This window comes from Pseudomonas sp. DR208, assembly GCF_019823005.1.
Lineage (GTDB): Bacteria > Pseudomonadota > Gammaproteobacteria > Pseudomonadales > Pseudomonadaceae > Aquipseudomonas > Aquipseudomonas extremorientalis.
Genome location: NZ_CP081944.1, coordinates 4,577,596 through 4,592,438, shown reverse-complemented (window position 1 = coordinate 4,592,438; position 14,843 = coordinate 4,577,596). Strand labels below are relative to the sequence as shown.

At 63.1% G+C, this 14,843-nt stretch carries 14 protein-coding genes; 5 read left to right on the top strand and 9 right to left on the bottom strand.

The features are described from left to right. Positions 1–46: 46 nt before the first annotated feature. Genes dsbG through dsbD form a run of 3 tightly spaced genes read right to left on the bottom strand, consistent with a single transcriptional unit; the run spans position 47 to position 3,362 of the window. A complete protein-coding gene (dsbG, locus tag K5K89_RS20620; protein WP_222540165.1) occupies positions 47–808 on the bottom strand; it encodes a thiol:disulfide interchange protein DsbG in 762 nt (253 codons plus the stop codon). Beyond that, positions 784–1,635, bottom strand: a complete 852-nt coding sequence (locus K5K89_RS20615; RefSeq protein WP_222540164.1) for a TlpA disulfide reductase family protein — start codon at positions 1,633–1,635, stop codon at positions 784–786. The genes dsbG and K5K89_RS20615 overlap by 25 nt, the downstream gene beginning before the upstream one ends. Further along, positions 1,635–3,362 carry a protein-disulfide reductase DsbD gene (dsbD, locus tag K5K89_RS20610; protein WP_222540163.1) on the bottom strand — a complete coding sequence of 576 codons (1,728 nt, stop codon included), beginning with the start codon at positions 3,360–3,362 and terminating at the stop codon, positions 1,635–1,637. Before dsbD ends, K5K89_RS20615 begins: the two co-directional genes overlap by 1 nt. Positions 3,363–3,523: 161 nt before the next feature. Between dsbD and K5K89_RS20605 the strand changes: the two genes are divergently transcribed. The 5 genes from K5K89_RS20605 to K5K89_RS20585 all read left to right on the top strand — a co-directional run bounded on the left by K5K89_RS20605 (position 3,524) and on the right by K5K89_RS20585 (position 8,378). After that, positions 3,524–4,204, top strand: a complete 681-nt coding sequence (locus tag K5K89_RS20605; protein WP_028617287.1) for a response regulator — start codon at positions 3,524–3,526, stop codon at positions 4,202–4,204. Then, complete coding sequence (locus K5K89_RS20600) at positions 4,201–5,523, top strand: ATP-binding protein (RefSeq protein ID WP_071490797.1); 1,323 nt, start codon at positions 4,201–4,203, stop codon at positions 5,521–5,523. Before K5K89_RS20605 ends, K5K89_RS20600 begins: the two co-directional genes overlap by 4 nt. Before the next feature lie 124 nt (positions 5,524–5,647). Further along, the gene (locus K5K89_RS20595) at positions 5,648–6,415 is read left to right on the top strand and encodes an N-acetylmuramoyl-L-alanine amidase (RefSeq protein ID WP_071490796.1); all 768 of its coding nucleotides are present in this window, start codon (positions 5,648–5,650) and stop codon (positions 6,413–6,415) included. A 264-nt stretch (positions 6,416–6,679) separates the two neighbouring features. After that, the gene (locus K5K89_RS20590; protein ID WP_092243138.1) at positions 6,680–8,074 is read left to right on the top strand and encodes an aspartate aminotransferase family protein; all 1,395 of its coding nucleotides are present in this window, start codon (positions 6,680–6,682) and stop codon (positions 8,072–8,074) included. Between the two features lie 82 nt (positions 8,075–8,156). Then, positions 8,157–8,378 carry an MbtH family protein gene (locus K5K89_RS20585; RefSeq protein WP_071490794.1) on the top strand — a complete coding sequence of 74 codons (222 nt, stop codon included), beginning with the start codon at positions 8,157–8,159 and terminating at the stop codon, positions 8,376–8,378. A gap of 113 nt (positions 8,379–8,491) precedes the next feature. Here K5K89_RS20585 and K5K89_RS20580 read toward each other — a convergent pair whose 3' ends face one another. The 6 genes from K5K89_RS20580 to minE form a co-directional block, all read right to left on the bottom strand. After that, positions 8,492–9,838, bottom strand: coding sequence for an amidohydrolase (locus K5K89_RS20580; protein WP_071490793.1), 1,347 nt, complete (start codon positions 9,836–9,838; stop codon positions 8,492–8,494). 17 nt (positions 9,839–9,855) lie between these two features. Further along, positions 9,856–12,021, bottom strand: a complete 2,166-nt coding sequence (locus K5K89_RS20575) for a mechanosensitive ion channel family protein (protein WP_071490792.1) — start codon at positions 12,019–12,021, stop codon at positions 9,856–9,858. A gap of 52 nt (positions 12,022–12,073) precedes the next feature. Further along, positions 12,074–12,250, bottom strand: coding sequence for a hypothetical protein (locus K5K89_RS20570; protein WP_163034621.1), 177 nt, complete (start codon positions 12,248–12,250; stop codon positions 12,074–12,076). 127 nt (positions 12,251–12,377) lie between these two features. Further along, positions 12,378–13,667, bottom strand: coding sequence for a M18 family aminopeptidase (locus K5K89_RS20565; protein ID WP_071490791.1), 1,290 nt, complete (start codon positions 13,665–13,667; stop codon positions 12,378–12,380). A gap of 186 nt (positions 13,668–13,853) precedes the next feature. After that, a complete protein-coding gene (locus K5K89_RS20560) occupies positions 13,854–14,489 on the bottom strand; it encodes an RluA family pseudouridine synthase (RefSeq protein WP_015885133.1) in 636 nt (211 codons plus the stop codon). Positions 14,490–14,585: 96 nt separating this feature from the next. Further along, positions 14,586–14,840 carry a cell division topological specificity factor MinE gene (gene minE / locus K5K89_RS20555; protein WP_010208824.1) on the bottom strand — a complete coding sequence of 85 codons (255 nt, stop codon included), beginning with the start codon at positions 14,838–14,840 and terminating at the stop codon, positions 14,586–14,588. Positions 14,841–14,843: the final 3 nt, after the last annotated feature.

The following is a 14,843-nucleotide window of genomic DNA, read 5'->3' as shown; positions in this document are numbered from 1 at the left end:
ATGTGGGAGTGGGGCTTGCCCCCGATGGCGTCAGTCAAGGCGCCGCCTACTTCGGCCCAAGTATCTTCACCAACTTCTCCGGCGAAGGCGCCCCTTGTTGCTGCTGCAACCCCCCTTTGTCATCCAGATAGAAAATCGCCGGCGTCGCCGACAGCTCCAGCTCATCCATCAACTTCATGTTGCTATCAAGCTTGGCCTCGATATCCGCTGGAATCTTGGCCAGCGCCTGCAACTTGCTGCCTTTACCGGCGGCCTCATGTTCTTCCAACGCTTTCTGCGGGTCTTTGGCGGCAAACAGCGCGGCCGATTTGCCTGGGCTGTCTTCGCGGATAATACCGACCATGATGTGGCGCAACTGCACCTTGCCGGCCTTCACCCAGGGGCGGGCCTGTTCCCAGAACATGTTGCAGTAGGGGCAGTTGGGGTCGCTGAACAGGTAGACGATGCGTGGCGCCTTGACGTCGCCGTCCTGGATCCAGCTGCTTTTTTCCATCTTGGCCCAGACTTCCTTGGCCATCGGTGCGTACACCAGTTTTTCCAGGGGCGCGCTGCTCAGGTCGTTGCCTTGGGCGTCGTACAGGTTGCCGGCGAGCACGCTTTTGCCGTCGGCGGTCAGGTACAGGGCCATGCCGCGGTTCTGGTACTGGGCGGCGTAGCCGGTGAGGCCGCTGGGGGCGTCGAACTTGCCGAGGATCTTGGCGCCCTTGGCTTCGATCTGTTTGATCGGCGCCGGCCAGTCTTCGGCCTGGGCCAGGGTAGCGGCCAAGGTCAGTGGCAGCAGGGTCAGCAGGTGGCGGAGGCGAGGCATGTCGGTTTCCTTGTGGCGGCAGGGGCGTTGTCGAAGGGTTCCATGGCGCGGGCCAGGCTGGCCTGGGACAGTTCACCAAGGTGGCTGTTGATCAGGCGTCCATCGGCTTGGTAGAACAGGGTGGTCGGCAAGGCCATGGAACCTACGGCCTGGCCGAGGCGGCCGCTGGCGTCGAACAGCACGTTGTCGAGGGTCAGGCCCTGGGTGGCGAGGAAGGTGCTGACGCTTTGCATGCTTTCGGCCTGGTTGACGAACAGGAAGGTCACGTCGGGCCGCTGGTGTTGGGCGCGCTCCAGTACTGGCATCTCGCGGCGGCACGGCGGGCACCAGGTAGCCCAGAGGTTGATCACCAAAGGGCCTCCTTTATAGTCGGCCAGTTGCACCACGTCGCCATTGGCGTTGCGCAAGGTGATGTCCGGCAGTTGCGCGCCCTTGTCGTACAGGCTCAGGGACAGGCTGGCCAACCCCCAGAACACCAGCCCGGTGACCACGCCGGCACTCAGCGGTGCGCGCAGGGCAGGGCGGCGCCAGCCATACAGCAGCGCGCCGAGTATCAGGGCGATCACGCCGGGCCAGGGGAGAAAACCGCCATCGCGCAGGTCGACCATTTGCAGCGGGTCGTGGCTGTACTCGCTCCAGTACATCAGCACAAAGCTGAGGCGTGCTACCAGCATGCCCAGCAGGAACAGGCTGAACAGCACCGACTCAGGGTTTTCCCCGCCACGCTTGGCCACACGCCAGCCCACCAGGGTGGCGAGAATCAGCGCACTGATCAGCAGGATGTGATTCAGGGCGATGGCGAAGGTGCCGATGGTCAGGGTCAGCATCAGAGAGCGTCTCGGGTTTGCGTCCAGCGTTGCAGGAAAGCGGCGGCATCCACTTCGCCGGTGATGCGTTGGGCGCGGCGTTCTTCACCGTCCGGGCCGATCCACACGAAGCTCGGTGGGCCAGGCACTTTGTAGCGGCCGAGCAGCGCGCGGCTGGCGGCGTTGTCGGCGGTGACGTCCAGGCGCAGCAGGCGTACGTCTTTCAGCGCCTGCATGACTTCGGGTTTGCCGAACACCTGTTTTTCCATGATCTTGCACGACACGCACCAGTCGGCGTAGTAGTCCACCAGCACCCATTGGCCTTGGGCCTTGGCGCTGTCGAGCTGGCTTTGCAGCACGGCCGGGTCGTTGATGGTCATGAAGGCATCGTGGGCGGAGGCTGCGCCAGCGACCCGTGAACCGCTGTAGACCTTCAGCGGTTGCCACAGGTCGTCGCTGCCGCCCGCTGCGCCCACCACCAGCACCGCGCCCCACAGGCCCAGTACCAGGGAGCCTGCGCCAAACACCTTGGCGGCCAGGCCGTATTCGCGGGCCAGGGTCCAGCCGCAGTAGGCCATGATCAGCGCGAGTACGCCCCACAGGCCGATCCACAGGTTTTCGCCGACCACCGGCCGGATCATCAGCACGGCGGTACCGAGGAACAGGAAGCCGAAGACGCCCTTGAGCACGTTCATCCAGGTGCCCGGCTTGGGCAGGAAGCGGTTGCCCACGGTCACCAGCAGCAACAGCGGAATGCCGATGCCGATGCCCATGGCGAACAGGATCAGGCCGCCGTGCAGCGCATTTCCGCTCTGGGCGATGTACAGCAGGGCACCGGCCAGGGGCGCTGTCATGCACGGACCCACCAGCAGGCCGGACAGCGCACCGAGAATCCCTGCGCCCACCAGGCTGCCGCCGCTTTGCTGGCGGCTGACGTTGTCCAGGCGGTCGCGCAGGAACGCTGGCAGTTGCAGTTCAAAGAAGCCGAACATCGGCAAGGCGAGGATCACGAACAGCGCAGCGAAGCTGCCGAGGATCCATGGGGTTTGCAGGAGCGCGGCGAGGTTGGCGCCAAGCAAGGCAGCCAATACGCCGAGCGCGGCATACACCAGCGCCATGCACACCACATAGCTGCTGGCCAGGGCAAAACCGCGACGCGGGCTGGCACCACTGCCCACCACCAGGCCGGCGAGAATCGGCAGCATCGGCAATGAACACGGTGCAAAGGCCAACAGCAGTCCCAAGCCAAAGAATATCAACAGGCTCCAACCCAGGCTGCGTTGTTGCAAACCGCTGGCCAGGCTCTGGTCCTGGGCTTGTGCGGTGGCGGCGACGGCCGGGTTGCCACCCAGGTCCACGGTGATCGACTGCGGCGGGTAGCACAGACCCGCATCCGCACAGCCCTGCCAGCCCAGCTTGACCTGGCCGGTGGCGCCGGCGGGAATCTTCACTTCCAGGCCTTGGCGATAGACCTCCTGGTCGCCGAAGAACTCATCGCTGTGATCCTCGCCTTTGGGCAGCACGGGTTTTTCGGCCAGGCCGTCGAACTTCATGCGCTGCTTGTACAGGTAGTAACCGTCGGCAATCTGCCAATACAGCTGCATCTCGCCACTTTCAAGACGTTCGGAGGTAAAGATGAAGGCCTTGCCCACCGGGAGGAAATCGGGTTTGGTCTCAAACGGGTTGCCCGGCGCGGCCTGGGCCAGCCCCGCGAACAACACCAGCAGAAAGGTAAACAGATGCCGCATGGTCAAGCCTTAGTTCGATGCAAGTAGGCACACAATGTGTGGCGTTGATTAACCGATGATTAACCACGGCTATTCTAGATTGAGTGTGGGGTGTTTAGCGGCATAATCTGCGCTTAATCCGCTGCCCCTTTAATCTCCCCATCTTTCATGAAGGGTTCACCATGCACGTACTGGTCTGTGAAGACGACAAACTGATCGCCAGCGGCATTGTGGCCGGCCTCACCGCCCAGGGTTTCACCGTTGAACACGTGGCCACGGCGGGCGCCGCACGCGCGATGCTCAAGGCGGCGACGTTCGACATCATGGTGCTCGACCTGGGCCTGCCGGACGAAGACGGGCTCAAGTTGTTGCAGCAACAGCGCAGCCAGGGCCTGGAGATTCCGGTGCTGATCCTCACCGCGCGGGACTCGGTGACCAATCGCGTCGACGGCCTGCAAGCCGGCGCCGATGACTACCTGCTCAAACCCTTCGACCTGCGCGAACTCGCCGCGCGCCTGCAAACCCTGCTGCGACGGGTGGCAGGGCGCAGTGTCAACCTGATCGAGCATGGCCGCCTGGCCTACGACCCCAGCAGCCGCGAAACCTTCCTGGGCGGCGAGCCGGTTGACCTGTCGCGTCGCGAGCAGGCGCTGTTGCAAGCCCTGCTGCACAACAAAGGCCGGGTACTCTCCAGCGAACAGCTCAAGGACAGCGTCTACGGCTTCAACGACGAACTGGAAAGCAACGCGCTCAACGTGCATATCCACCACCTGCGGCGCAAGTTGGGCAACGGCATTGTCGAGACCGTGCGCGGCCTTGGCTACCGCCTGGGCCCAGCCGATGGGGGCGAGGACGCATCGTGAAAAGCCTGCGCCTGCGCCTGACGTTCAAGCTCGGCGCCGCTTTTGTGTTGATCTGGGCCCTGGCGGCGGCCTGGATGCTCAATGACCTGCGCAACCAGATGATGTTCTCCCTCGACCAGCGCCTGGTGGCGTCGGCGCGCATGGTGGCGGGGCTGACCGAACAGATGCCCGGCCTGGCCAGCGTCAGCGGCGGCGCGCATTTCAGCGCTGAACAATTGAATGTGCCCGGCGGCATGGCCTGCCAGGTCAGTTCCCTGCGCGGGGAAATCCTGGCGCGCAGCCACACCACGCCGGATGAGGGGCTGGAGTCGCGCAAGAGCGGGTTTCGCGACCAGGTCGTCGATGGCGTGGGCTGGCGCAGTTTCACCCTGTCCCGTGGCGACCTGCTGATCACCACGGCCGACCGACAAGTGGAACGCGAGGCGCTGAACCTGTCGATCTTGCTGGCGGCGTCGGTGCCGGTGGGCGTGGCGATGCTCGGCTGCCTGTGCCTGTTGTGGCTGGGCATCGGCCAGAGCCTGCTGCCGCTCAACCGCATGCGTGACGCCTTGATGCGCCGCAGTGCCGATTCCCTTGAACCGTTGCAGATCCACCCGTTGCCCAGCGAACTCGAGCCACTGCTGGACACCCAGAACCAGCTGTTGCAACGCATTGCCAAGACCATCGAGCGCGAGCGCCGCCTCACCGGTGACGCGGCCCACGAACTGCGCAGCCCGCTCACCGCGATCAAGACCCACCTGCAAGTGGCGCGCATGACCGAAGGCGCGGCCCGCGACCAGTCCCTGGCCCATGCCGAGGAGGGCGCCGACCGCCTGCATCGGACCCTGGAGCAATTGCTGTTGCTGGCACGGGTCGAGGGTAACCTGTCGTTTGACGATGGCATGCACTCCAGCGCCGAAGAAGTAGCGCGCCTGGCGATCCAGGATGCCAATGCCGGTGACAATTCGCGCATCGACCTGATCCTGCCGGACGACCTGTCGGCCACCCCGGTGGACATGCCGGTGGGCCTCGCTGTCGCCGCCTTGCGTAACCTGCTGGACAACGCGTTGCGCCACACGCCGACCGATACCCGGGTGGAACTCAGCGTATTCACCGCCGCCGATAATGTGGTGTTCCGCGTGCGTGACCACGGCAAGCAGATTGCCCCCGAGGACCTGCAGTACCTGACCCAACGCTTCTGGCGCAACGGTAATAGCGAAGGCTGTGGCCTGGGCCTGGCGATCGTGCAAGCGATCGTGCAGCGCTGTTCCTGCTCGTTGAAGTTCGACAGCGGGCCGGACGGCCTGCGCGTTGACCTGGGTATGCCACTGCGCTGCTGATCACTTTTCTTTCAAGTGCCAAATAGCTACCGCCCTCCTGAAGTTGAAGCCTTCAGGATGGCGGTAATTTTTTGCGCTTGAACGGGCTGAATGACTCGGCCTGTATTGAAAAAGGACGGTTCTCATGTTGGTCATCGATACCAGTTTCCCTGCCAGAGGCTTCAACGATCGCAACGGCGAGCCCGTGCGGCAGGTGATCCTGCATTACACCGCAGCGCCTTTTGGTGCCTCACTGCGCACCCTGACTCAGGATGGGGTGAGTGCACACTACTTGCTGCCCGACCCTGATGAGCCCGACTATCGCGCGGCTGGCTATGAAGAGCTGCGTGTCTTCCGGTTGGTGGAGGAAGACCAGCGCGCCTGGCACGCCGGGGTGAGCCATTGGGCGGGGCGCGACAACCTCAACAGCCGCTCGATTGGCATCGAGATCGTCAACCAGGCGCGGGATGACGGCGGTGTGTTCACCTTTGCGGCCTATGCGCCGGAACAGACCGACGTGTTGATTGCACTGGTTCGCGACATTCTTGAGCGATACCCGCAGATCGGGCCCACCGACATCCTCGGGCATGCGGACGTGGCGTTCGGTCGCAAGAGTGATCCTGGGCCGCGGCTGCCGTGGCGGTGTCTGCATGAAGCGGGAGTGGGGGCCTGGTTTGATGAGGCGACACGGGCGATGTATCAGCGCCGGTTTTGCCTGGGCCTGCCGCCGGAGGTCGAGGTGGAGCGGGCGTTTCAACGCTATGGCTATGCGCCGGCGAAGAACCGGCAAGGGTTTGAACAGAGGACGCGGGCGTTTCAGATGCACTTTCGGGCGCGGGATTACTGCGGGTTCCTGGATGCGGAGACCTGCGCGATTTTGTATGCACTGAACGAAAAATACCGCGGTCTTTGACGCCGAACGCAATTCCAATGTGGGAGGGGGCTTGCCCCCGATTGCGCTCTGTCAGTCCCGACACCAGTGACTGATCCATTGCTATCGGGGGCAAGCCCCCTCCCACATTTGGTTTTGTATTCATTGGTGAGTGATCAAAGGCCCTAAATCCCCTCGACGCTGGTGCGTTTCCAGAACAGGAAATCCGTGCGCATGCCCCTTGGGGCCAGACGCCAGCGGATCGGCAGTTTGGTCACCATCATCAGCGTATTGAGGGATCGAGAAATGTCAGTCGCTACCAGCCGTATCGAAGACGCCCAGGTGCATGAAACGCTTTACCAGTTCGACGAAACCCCGCTGCTGGCCCGTCAGCGCCAACAGGAATCCAATGCCCGCAGCTACCCGCGGCGCATTCCCCTGGCACTCAAGCGTGCCAAGGGGATTTACGTGGAGGACGTCGAAGGGCGCAGCTTCATCGACTGCCTGGCCGGCGCCGGCACCCTCGCGCTGGGGCATAACCACCCGGTCGTGATCGAGGCTATTCAACAGGTGCTGGCTGATGAATTGCCCCTGCACACGCTGGACCTGACCACCCCGGTCAAGGACCAGTTCGTGCAGGACCTGTTCGGTTTGTTGCCGCCGGCGCTGGCGCGGGAAGCGAAAATCCAGTTCTGCGGCCCCACCGGCACCGATGCGGTGGAAGCCGCATTGAAATTGGTGCGCACTGCCACCGGGCGCAGCACCGTATTGTCATTCCAGGGCGGTTATCACGGCATGAGTCAGGGCGCCTTGAGCCTGATGGGGAGTCTGGGGCCGAAGAAACCCCTGGGTGCCTTGCTCGGCAGTGGCGTGCAATTTCTGCCATACCCCTACGACTATCGTTGCCCGTTCGGCTTGGGCGGCGCGGAAGGCGTGCGGGTCAACCTGCACTACCTGGAAAACCTGCTGAATGATCCGGAGGCCGGTGTATTACTGCCGGCGGCGGTGATTGTCGAAGTGGTGCAGGGCGAGGGCGGTGTGATTCCGGCTGACCTGGACTGGCTGCGCGGCCTGCGCCGTATCACCGAGCAGGCGGGCGTGGCGTTGATCGTCGATGAGATCCAGAGTGGTTTCGGCCGTACCGGCAAGATGTTTGCCTTTGAGCACGCCGGGATCATCCCGGATGTGGTGGTGATGTCCAAGGCCATCGGCGGCAGCCTGCCGCTGGCGGTGGTGGTGTACCGCGACTGGCTCGACACCTGGCTGCCGGGCGCCCATGCCGGGACCTTCCGTGGCAACCAGATGGCCATGGCGGCGGGGTCGGCGGTGATGCGCTACCTCAAGGACCATGACCTGGCCGGTCATGCGGCGGCCATGGGCGAGCGCCTCGGTGAACACCTGCGCATCCTGCAGCGCGACTTCCCGCACCTGGGGGATATTCGTGGTCGCGGGCTGATGCTCGGCGTGGAACTGGTCGACCCGACTGGCACGCCGGACATTCAAGGTCATCCGCCGGTGCATCGCCAATTGGCGCCGCTGGTGCAGCGTGAATGCCTAAAGCGCGGGCTGATCCTCGAACTGGGCGGTCGGCATGGCAGCGTGGTGCGTTTCCTGCCGCCGCTGGTGATCACCGCCAGCGAAGTGGACCGGGTGGCGGACATCTTCGGACGTGCGTTGGCGGCGGCGGTCGCCAGCCTCTAATTTTTTGCCAGCCTGGTACGTTTCTACAGATATCGGTACTGCGCACGGTGCGCAGCCAGCCTTATAGCGATGGAGAACAGCAATGACCTCAGTATTTGACCGCGACGACATCCTGTTTCAGGTAGTGGTCAACCATGAAGAACAGTATTCCATCTGGCCCGACTACAAGGCCGTACCGGAAGGCTGGCGCACCGTGGGCAAGAGCGGCCTGAAGAAAGAGTGCCTGGCCTATATCGAAGAAGTCTGGACCGACATGCGTCCACTGAGCCTGCGCCAGAAGATGGATGGCGCCACGCTCGCTTAAGCACCGCAAATCAAATGTGGGAGCGGGCTTGCCCGCGATAGCGGTTTATCAGTCATCGAATACATCGCCTGACACACCGCCATCACGGGCAAGCCCGCTCCCACAGAAACGCTTTACAGTGCCTGGTTGGCGTACAGGTAATCCGTCGCCAACGCCGCCAACGTTCTCACCCCCACCACCAACGCTGATTCATCCACAAAGAACCCCGGGTTGTGGTTCGGCGCCGCCTTGCTCATATCCTGATCTCTCGGCGTCACCCCCAGGAACACAAACAGCCCCGGTGCTTCCTTGGCATAAAACGAGAAATCTTCGGCGCCGCCCACCAGCGGGCTGTGCACCACGTCATCCTTGGCCGCCCAGCGCAGGCTCGGCAGCATCTTCTCGGTCAATGCCGGGTTGTTGATGGTGGGGTCGTACTTCTCGATGATGGTGACTTCAGCCTTGGCGCCGCCGCTTTCGGCGATTTTTTCCACGGTCTGCCGCACATCCGCGTGCAGTTTCTGGCGGATGCCGTAGTCGTAGGAGCGAATGGTGCCGGTCATGTCCACCGACTCAGGGATGATGTTGTAGCGCGTGCCACCGTTGATGGTGCCAATGCTCACCACTGAGGGGAACGAGGAAATGTCGGTGCGGCGGCTGATCACGGTTTGCAGGCCGACGATGGTCTCTGCGCCCACGGTGATCGGGTCGATGCCGTCCCAGGGGCGACCGGCGTGGGTCTGTTTGCCGAGGATCTTGATGCGCAAGTCATCCGAGCTGGCCAGGGTCGGCCCCGGGCGGTAGGCAATCTGGCCGGCGGGTACACCCGCCCACACATGCAAGCCAAACACCGCGTCCGGCCTGGGCGCCTTCATCACGCCTTCTTGCACCATCATTTTGGCTCCCCAGGTATTTTTACCGTCGGGGATGAAATCACTCGGGCCTTCTTCGGCCGGTTGGAAGTAGAACACCACGGTGCCGGGCAGGCGCTCGCGCATGCCGGTCAGGATCTTCGCCGTGCTCAGCAGGATGGCGACATGGGCGTCGTGGCCGCAGGCGTGCATCACGTCGACATCCTTGCCCAAGTAGGTGCCCTTGGCTTTGGAGGCGAAAGGCAAGTCGGCGACTTCCTTCACCGGTAGTGCATCCATGTCGGCACGCAAGGCGACGGTCGGGCCGGGCAAGGCGCCTTTGAGTACGGCGACCACGCCCGTGCGGGCGACGCCGGTCTTGACCTCGAGGCCCAGGTCACGCAGTTGCTTGGCGACCAACTCGGCCGTGCGAGTCTCGGTGTTGCCCAGTTCAGGGTGGGCGTGAATGTCGCGTCGGGTTTCCAGCAGCGCCGGCTCGAGTGCTGTTGCCTGGGTGGCGATTGTCTCCCGGGCCCTGTCCTGGTCGCTGCTGGCGGCAATCACGACACTGCTGGCTACCGCGCACAGCATGCCGAAAGCCCATTGGTGTGTCAGACCGGTTAAACGCATAAGGACCTCTCCTGAGTTTATTGTTGTTGATCTTTCTCCTGCACCGTGCCGGCGGTCACCACCTGCACACTCAAACGCGGCGTAGCCAGATCCAGTCCTGCCTCATCCAGATGCCGTTTCAGCGACAGGTTGAACGCCCGCGACACTTCCCACTGTTTGATCGGCGCCGTCTTGAACCGTGCCCGCAGGATCGCGCTGCCCGACTCGAAACTCTCCACCCCCTGAATCTCCAGGGGCGACCAGATATTGCGGCGTTGCAGCGGGTCGTTGCGCATTTTATGGCCGACGTCGCGCATCAGCTTGATGGCGTCGTCGATTTCCATGTTGTACGGGATCGCCACCCGGAAGATCGCGTAGCCGAACTCCCGCGAGTAGTTTTTGATGCTCTTGATCTCGCTGAACGGGATGGTGTGCACAATGCCGTCGATATCCCGCAGGCGTACGGTACGGATGGTCAGGCCTTCCACGGTGCCCAGGTGGCCGCCCACATCCACGTAGTCGTCGATGGCCAGGGAGTCTTCGATGATGATGAACAGGCCGGTGATCAAGTCCGCCACCAGCGACTGCGCGCCAAAACCGATGGCCAGGCCGATCACACCGGCACCGGCCAGCAGCGGCGTGACGTTCATGCCCATGTTCGCCAGGGCGACAATGGCAGCAATGATAAAGATGGTCACGAACAGCACGTTGCGGATCAACGGCATCATGGTCTGCGCACGGGCATTGGCCAGGCCCTTGCGCGAGCGGGTGAGGGCATGATGGATCGCCGTGTCGCTGAGGATCCAGATCAGCCAGGCGAACAACAAGGTCCCGGCCAGGCCGAACAGCTTGACGCTGACTTCATGGCCATCGCCTTCGGTAAATCGGATCAGCGACAGGCCCCACACCCTCAGGCCCAACTCGATAAACACCAGCCACACGATCAGGTGGGCCAGGGTGTAGACGAAGCTTTTCAGGCGTTCGGAATACAGCGCGTGGCGCTTGTGACCGCGTTGCGGCTTGAGCGCGTGGCGTCTCACCAATCCGTTGATCACCATGCACAGCACCAGCAGCACCGTACACAGCAGGGACTGGCGCAAGGCGGTGCTGGTATCGCCAGCCGAGACGAAGGTGGCGAACAGCGAGATACCCACCAGCAGCAAGGCCGGGATGTACCAGAAGGACCCGATGATTTCGATGGTGTCGCTGAGGGCGCGGCGCGTCAGGCGGCGCGACAGCGGCTGGTTGCGGATCAGGTGGGCGATGGGCCGGCGGAAACGCAGGATGAATACACCGGTCGACAGCGCCGCCATCACATTGGCGACTGTCGCGGCGGTGTGGGACAGGTGCTGGCCCAGGGCCTGGACCAGTCGCGGGTCGCTCAAGGCCTCGCCAAAGGCGGCAAAACTGCCGATCCACCACAGCGGGCGGAACGCCTGGTGGCGCAGGATATACAGCGCGCGATGACGGTGCGGGCCGTCGAGTACCGAAAAAGCGATCACGCAGATCGCCGAGAAACAGGTGCCGACCACCAGTGCGTAGGCCAGCACCATCGCCAGGGACTTGCCCAGGGACGAGGGCAGGGCGTAGCTCAGGTACACCGTGATCACCAGGGCGATCATCCACGGGCCGAGCTTGCGCAGGGCGAAGCGCACCATGTCCCAGGTGCGTGGATGTTGCGGCAATTCTTCAGGCAGGCCGAAACGTTCGCGCACTCGATGGCTGAGCCAGATCAGCGCGTACGCCAGCAGGCTCCACACCGCGAGGATCAGGGCAAAACCGAAAATGATCGGCAGCCATTCGTTGGCCGGCAGCATCAGCGCACCGAGTTCTTCCTTGGCCAGGTCGACCTCGTTGGACCAGCGCCCCAGCGGGCTGTCGGCGCCTGAAAACTGTGCCTCGAGATTGGCCAGGGTGCCGCCGATCAAGCCCAGCACACCTTCCTCGGCGGCCGGCTGGGCCTTTTGCGTGGCGGCACGCAGCTTTTTCAGGTCGCTCAGCAACTGAGTGCGCTGCTGGTCGTTTTCCAGGGTCTTGATCACCTCGTCCAGCGACTGCCCCAGCGGCACTTCGGCCTGGGGTTGGGTCTTGTTGGTGGTGCCGAGCAGGCCGGGCAAACCCACGGCATGGGCAGGCGTGAGCGGCAGCAAGGTGAGCAGGGCGATCAAGCAGTAGCAGGGCAGGGCAAACAGACGGGAAAGCACGAGGCGGTCAACCTTGGAAACGACGGGTTGAGCGAGTGTACGAGTGCAAGCGTCATTCGGCCAGTTTGGCGAGGATCTTGTACACCACGGTGCCCAGGATCAGCAGCATGCCGAGCCACATGCCGAACACGCCAAGGGGCTTGTCGCGAAAGTTGAAACCCACGGCCAACATGATCATGCCGATCAGGATAGGGATAAGCATGGCGTGGAAGGAAGACATGGAGATCATGGTGCGACGGCCTTGTCGGAGTGGGAATACTGACAAGTCTAGGTCGGATTATGAGAAGTGCAGGTGATATAGATCAGGGGTACACAACACCAATGTGGGAGAGGGCAAGCCCCCTCCCACATTCAGATCAGGGCAGATCGTGGCTCGCGTAGAACGCCCCCAACACCTTGACCAGGTGCGCCAGGTCATGGCTGCCACACAGTTCGCGGATCGAGTGCATGGCGAACGTCGGCAGGCCGATGTCCACGGTGCGCACGCCCAGGTGGCTGGCGGTGATCGGGCCGATGGTTGAGCCGCAGCCCATGTCGCTGCGCACCACGAAGCTCTGCACCGGTACTTCCTGGGCCATGCACAGGTGGCGGAAGAACCCGGCAGTTTCGCTGTTGGTGGCGTAGCGCTGGTTGCTGTTGACCTTGATCACCGGGCCGGCGTTGAGCTTGGGGCCGTGGTTGGCGTCGTGCTTGTCGGCGTAGTTCGGGTGCACGCCATGGGCGTTATCGGCTGAGACCAACAGGGATTTCTGAATGGTGCGTACGAATTCATCACCTTCCGGCAGCAGGCGACGCAGGGTCTGCTCCAGCATCGGGCCATCGGCGCCGCACGCCGAGCAGGAGCCGACTTCTTCGTGGTCGTTGCACACCAGCACGCAGGTTTCTTCGCTGTCGCTGGTGAGCAGGGCTTGCAGGCCGGCGTAGCACGACAGCAGGTTGTCCAGGCGTGCGCCGGCGATGAAGTCACCGTTCAGGCCGATGACCGCAGCGCCTTGGGTGTCGTAGAAGCTCAACTCGTAGTCGAGTACCACGTCGGCGTTGAGTCCATGTTCGCGTGCCAGTTGATCGGTGAGCACGGCGCGGAAGTCCACGCGCTCGTCACCGGCAAATTGCGCGAGGATGGGCGGCAGCTCGGTCTGGGCATTGATCGCCCAACCCTGGTTGGCTTCACGGTTCAGGTGAATGGCCAGGTTGGGGATGATGGCAATCGGCAGCTTGAAGTCGATCAACTGGCTTTCGACCTTGCCGTCGCGGCGGAAGGTCACACGGCCGGCCAGGGACAGGTCGCGGTCGAACCACGGCGCCAGCAGCGCGCCGCCGTAGACTTCCACGCCCAGTTGCCAGAAACCCTGGCGTTGCAGCTCGGGCTGGGGCTTGACCCGCAGGCACGGGCTGTCGGTGTGGGCGCCAACCAGGCGGATACCGCCCTGCAGCGGCGAATGACGGCCAAGCTTGAAGGCGATGATCGAGGAGTCGTTACGGGTCACGTAATAGCGCCCGTTGGCCTCGGTGGCCCAGGTTTCGCGTTCGTCGAGACGCTGGTAGCCGGCCGCTTCCAGGCGCTGGGCCAGGGCGGCAGTGGCATGAAAAGGAGTAGGGGAGGCCTTGAGGAAGTCGATCAGGCCTTGATTCAACGCTTCGCGCATAAATAGCTCCAGACAGCAATGCGCGGAGTTTACCGTTCGATGGCAAGAAGTGCACAGCACAAATGTGGGAGGGGGCTTGCCCCCGATGGCAGTGGGTCAGCCAACCCATACAGTGATTGACACTCCGCCATCGCAGGCCAGTGGAATCATCGCACCGCCCCTCCCAGATTGACTGCGTTGACAGCTTTAGAACGGTGCGGGGCACTCGAAGCGCAACCGCTCGCCACTTTGCGGGTGAGTGAAGCTCAACATGCTCGCATGCAGGCACAGGCGTGGCCAGGCGGCCAGGGCTTGCTCATGGGCATACAGGCCGTCACCCAGCAGCGGGTGGCCGATGGAGAGCATGTGCACACGCAACTGGTGCGAGCGCCCGGTGATCGGCGTCAGTTCGACGCGGCACCAGTCCCCGCAACGCTCCAGCACCTTCCAGAACGTCAGCGCGTGCTTGCCGAACTCGTGGTCGACCACATGCCGCGGCTTGGTCGGTGGGTCGTAGCGCAGCGGCAAATCGATGCTGCCACTGTCCAGTTCCGGTTGGCCCCAGGCCAGGGCGGTGTAGGCCTTTTCGGTTTCACGGTCATGAAACTGGCGGGACAGCTCACGGTGCGTATCGGCATCCCGCGCCAGCAGGATAATGCCCGAGGTTTCCCAGTCCAGGCGATGGACGATACGGGCTTCGGGATAGCCGTTTTCCTGCAGGCGGGTGATCAGGCAGTCCTTGTTGTCGTCGGCGCGGCCAGGCACCGAGAGCAGCAGGGTGGGCTTGTTCACCACCAGGACGGCGGCGTCCTGATACAGGATGTGGATATTGGACAGCGGCATTAAACAGCCTCGTAACAAACGCCAACGGCGGCTCGCCCACCCGGTTCCCGAAAAGGGATCAAGGTGACCGAGCCGCCGTGGCGGCCGCCTGTTCGATCAACGATCAGGCAGGGTGATATTGAGTTCCAGAATCGAGCAGCTGCCGTCATTTTCCAGGGCGACATGCACGTCATCGTTGCCGATATTGACGTACTTGCGGATCACCTCGACCAGTTCCTTCTGCAAGGCTGGCAGGTAGTCCGGGGTGCTGCGTTGGCCGCGTTCGTGCGCCACGATGATCTGTAGACGCTCTTTCGCGACCGACGCGGTCGTAGGCTTTTTGTTGGCGCGAAAGAAGTCGAGAAATTTCATTGT

Coding starts and splice junctions, on each gene's coding strand:
- dsbG (WP_222540165.1), bottom strand. CDS start 808: ATGCCTCGCCTCCGCCACCTGCTGACCCTGCTGCCACTGACCTTGGCC.
- K5K89_RS20615 (WP_222540164.1), bottom strand. CDS start 1,635: ATGCTGACCCTGACCATCGGCACCTTCGCCATCGCCCTGAATCACATC.
- dsbD (WP_222540163.1), bottom strand. CDS start 3,362: ATGCGGCATCTGTTTACCTTTCTGCTGGTGTTGTTCGCGGGGCTGGCC.
- K5K89_RS20605 (WP_028617287.1), top strand. CDS start 3,524: ATGCACGTACTGGTCTGTGAAGACGACAAACTGATCGCCAGCGGCATT.
- K5K89_RS20595 (WP_071490796.1), top strand. CDS start 5,648: ATGTTGGTCATCGATACCAGTTTCCCTGCCAGAGGCTTCAACGATCGC.
- K5K89_RS20590 (WP_092243138.1), top strand. CDS start 6,680: ATGTCAGTCGCTACCAGCCGTATCGAAGACGCCCAGGTGCATGAAACG.
- K5K89_RS20585 (WP_071490794.1), top strand. CDS start 8,157: ATGACCTCAGTATTTGACCGCGACGACATCCTGTTTCAGGTAGTGGTC.
- K5K89_RS20580 (WP_071490793.1), bottom strand. CDS start 9,838: ATGCGTTTAACCGGTCTGACACACCAATGGGCTTTCGGCATGCTGTGC.
- K5K89_RS20570 (WP_163034621.1), bottom strand. CDS start 12,250: ATGATCTCCATGTCTTCCTTCCACGCCATGCTTATCCCTATCCTGATC.
- K5K89_RS20565 (WP_071490791.1), bottom strand. CDS start 13,667: ATGCGCGAAGCGTTGAATCAAGGCCTGATCGACTTCCTCAAGGCCTCC.
- K5K89_RS20560 (WP_015885133.1), bottom strand. CDS start 14,489: ATGCCGCTGTCCAATATCCACATCCTGTATCAGGACGCCGCCGTCCTG.
- minE (WP_010208824.1), bottom strand. CDS start 14,840: ATGAAATTTCTCGACTTCTTTCGCGCCAACAAAAAGCCTACGACCGCG.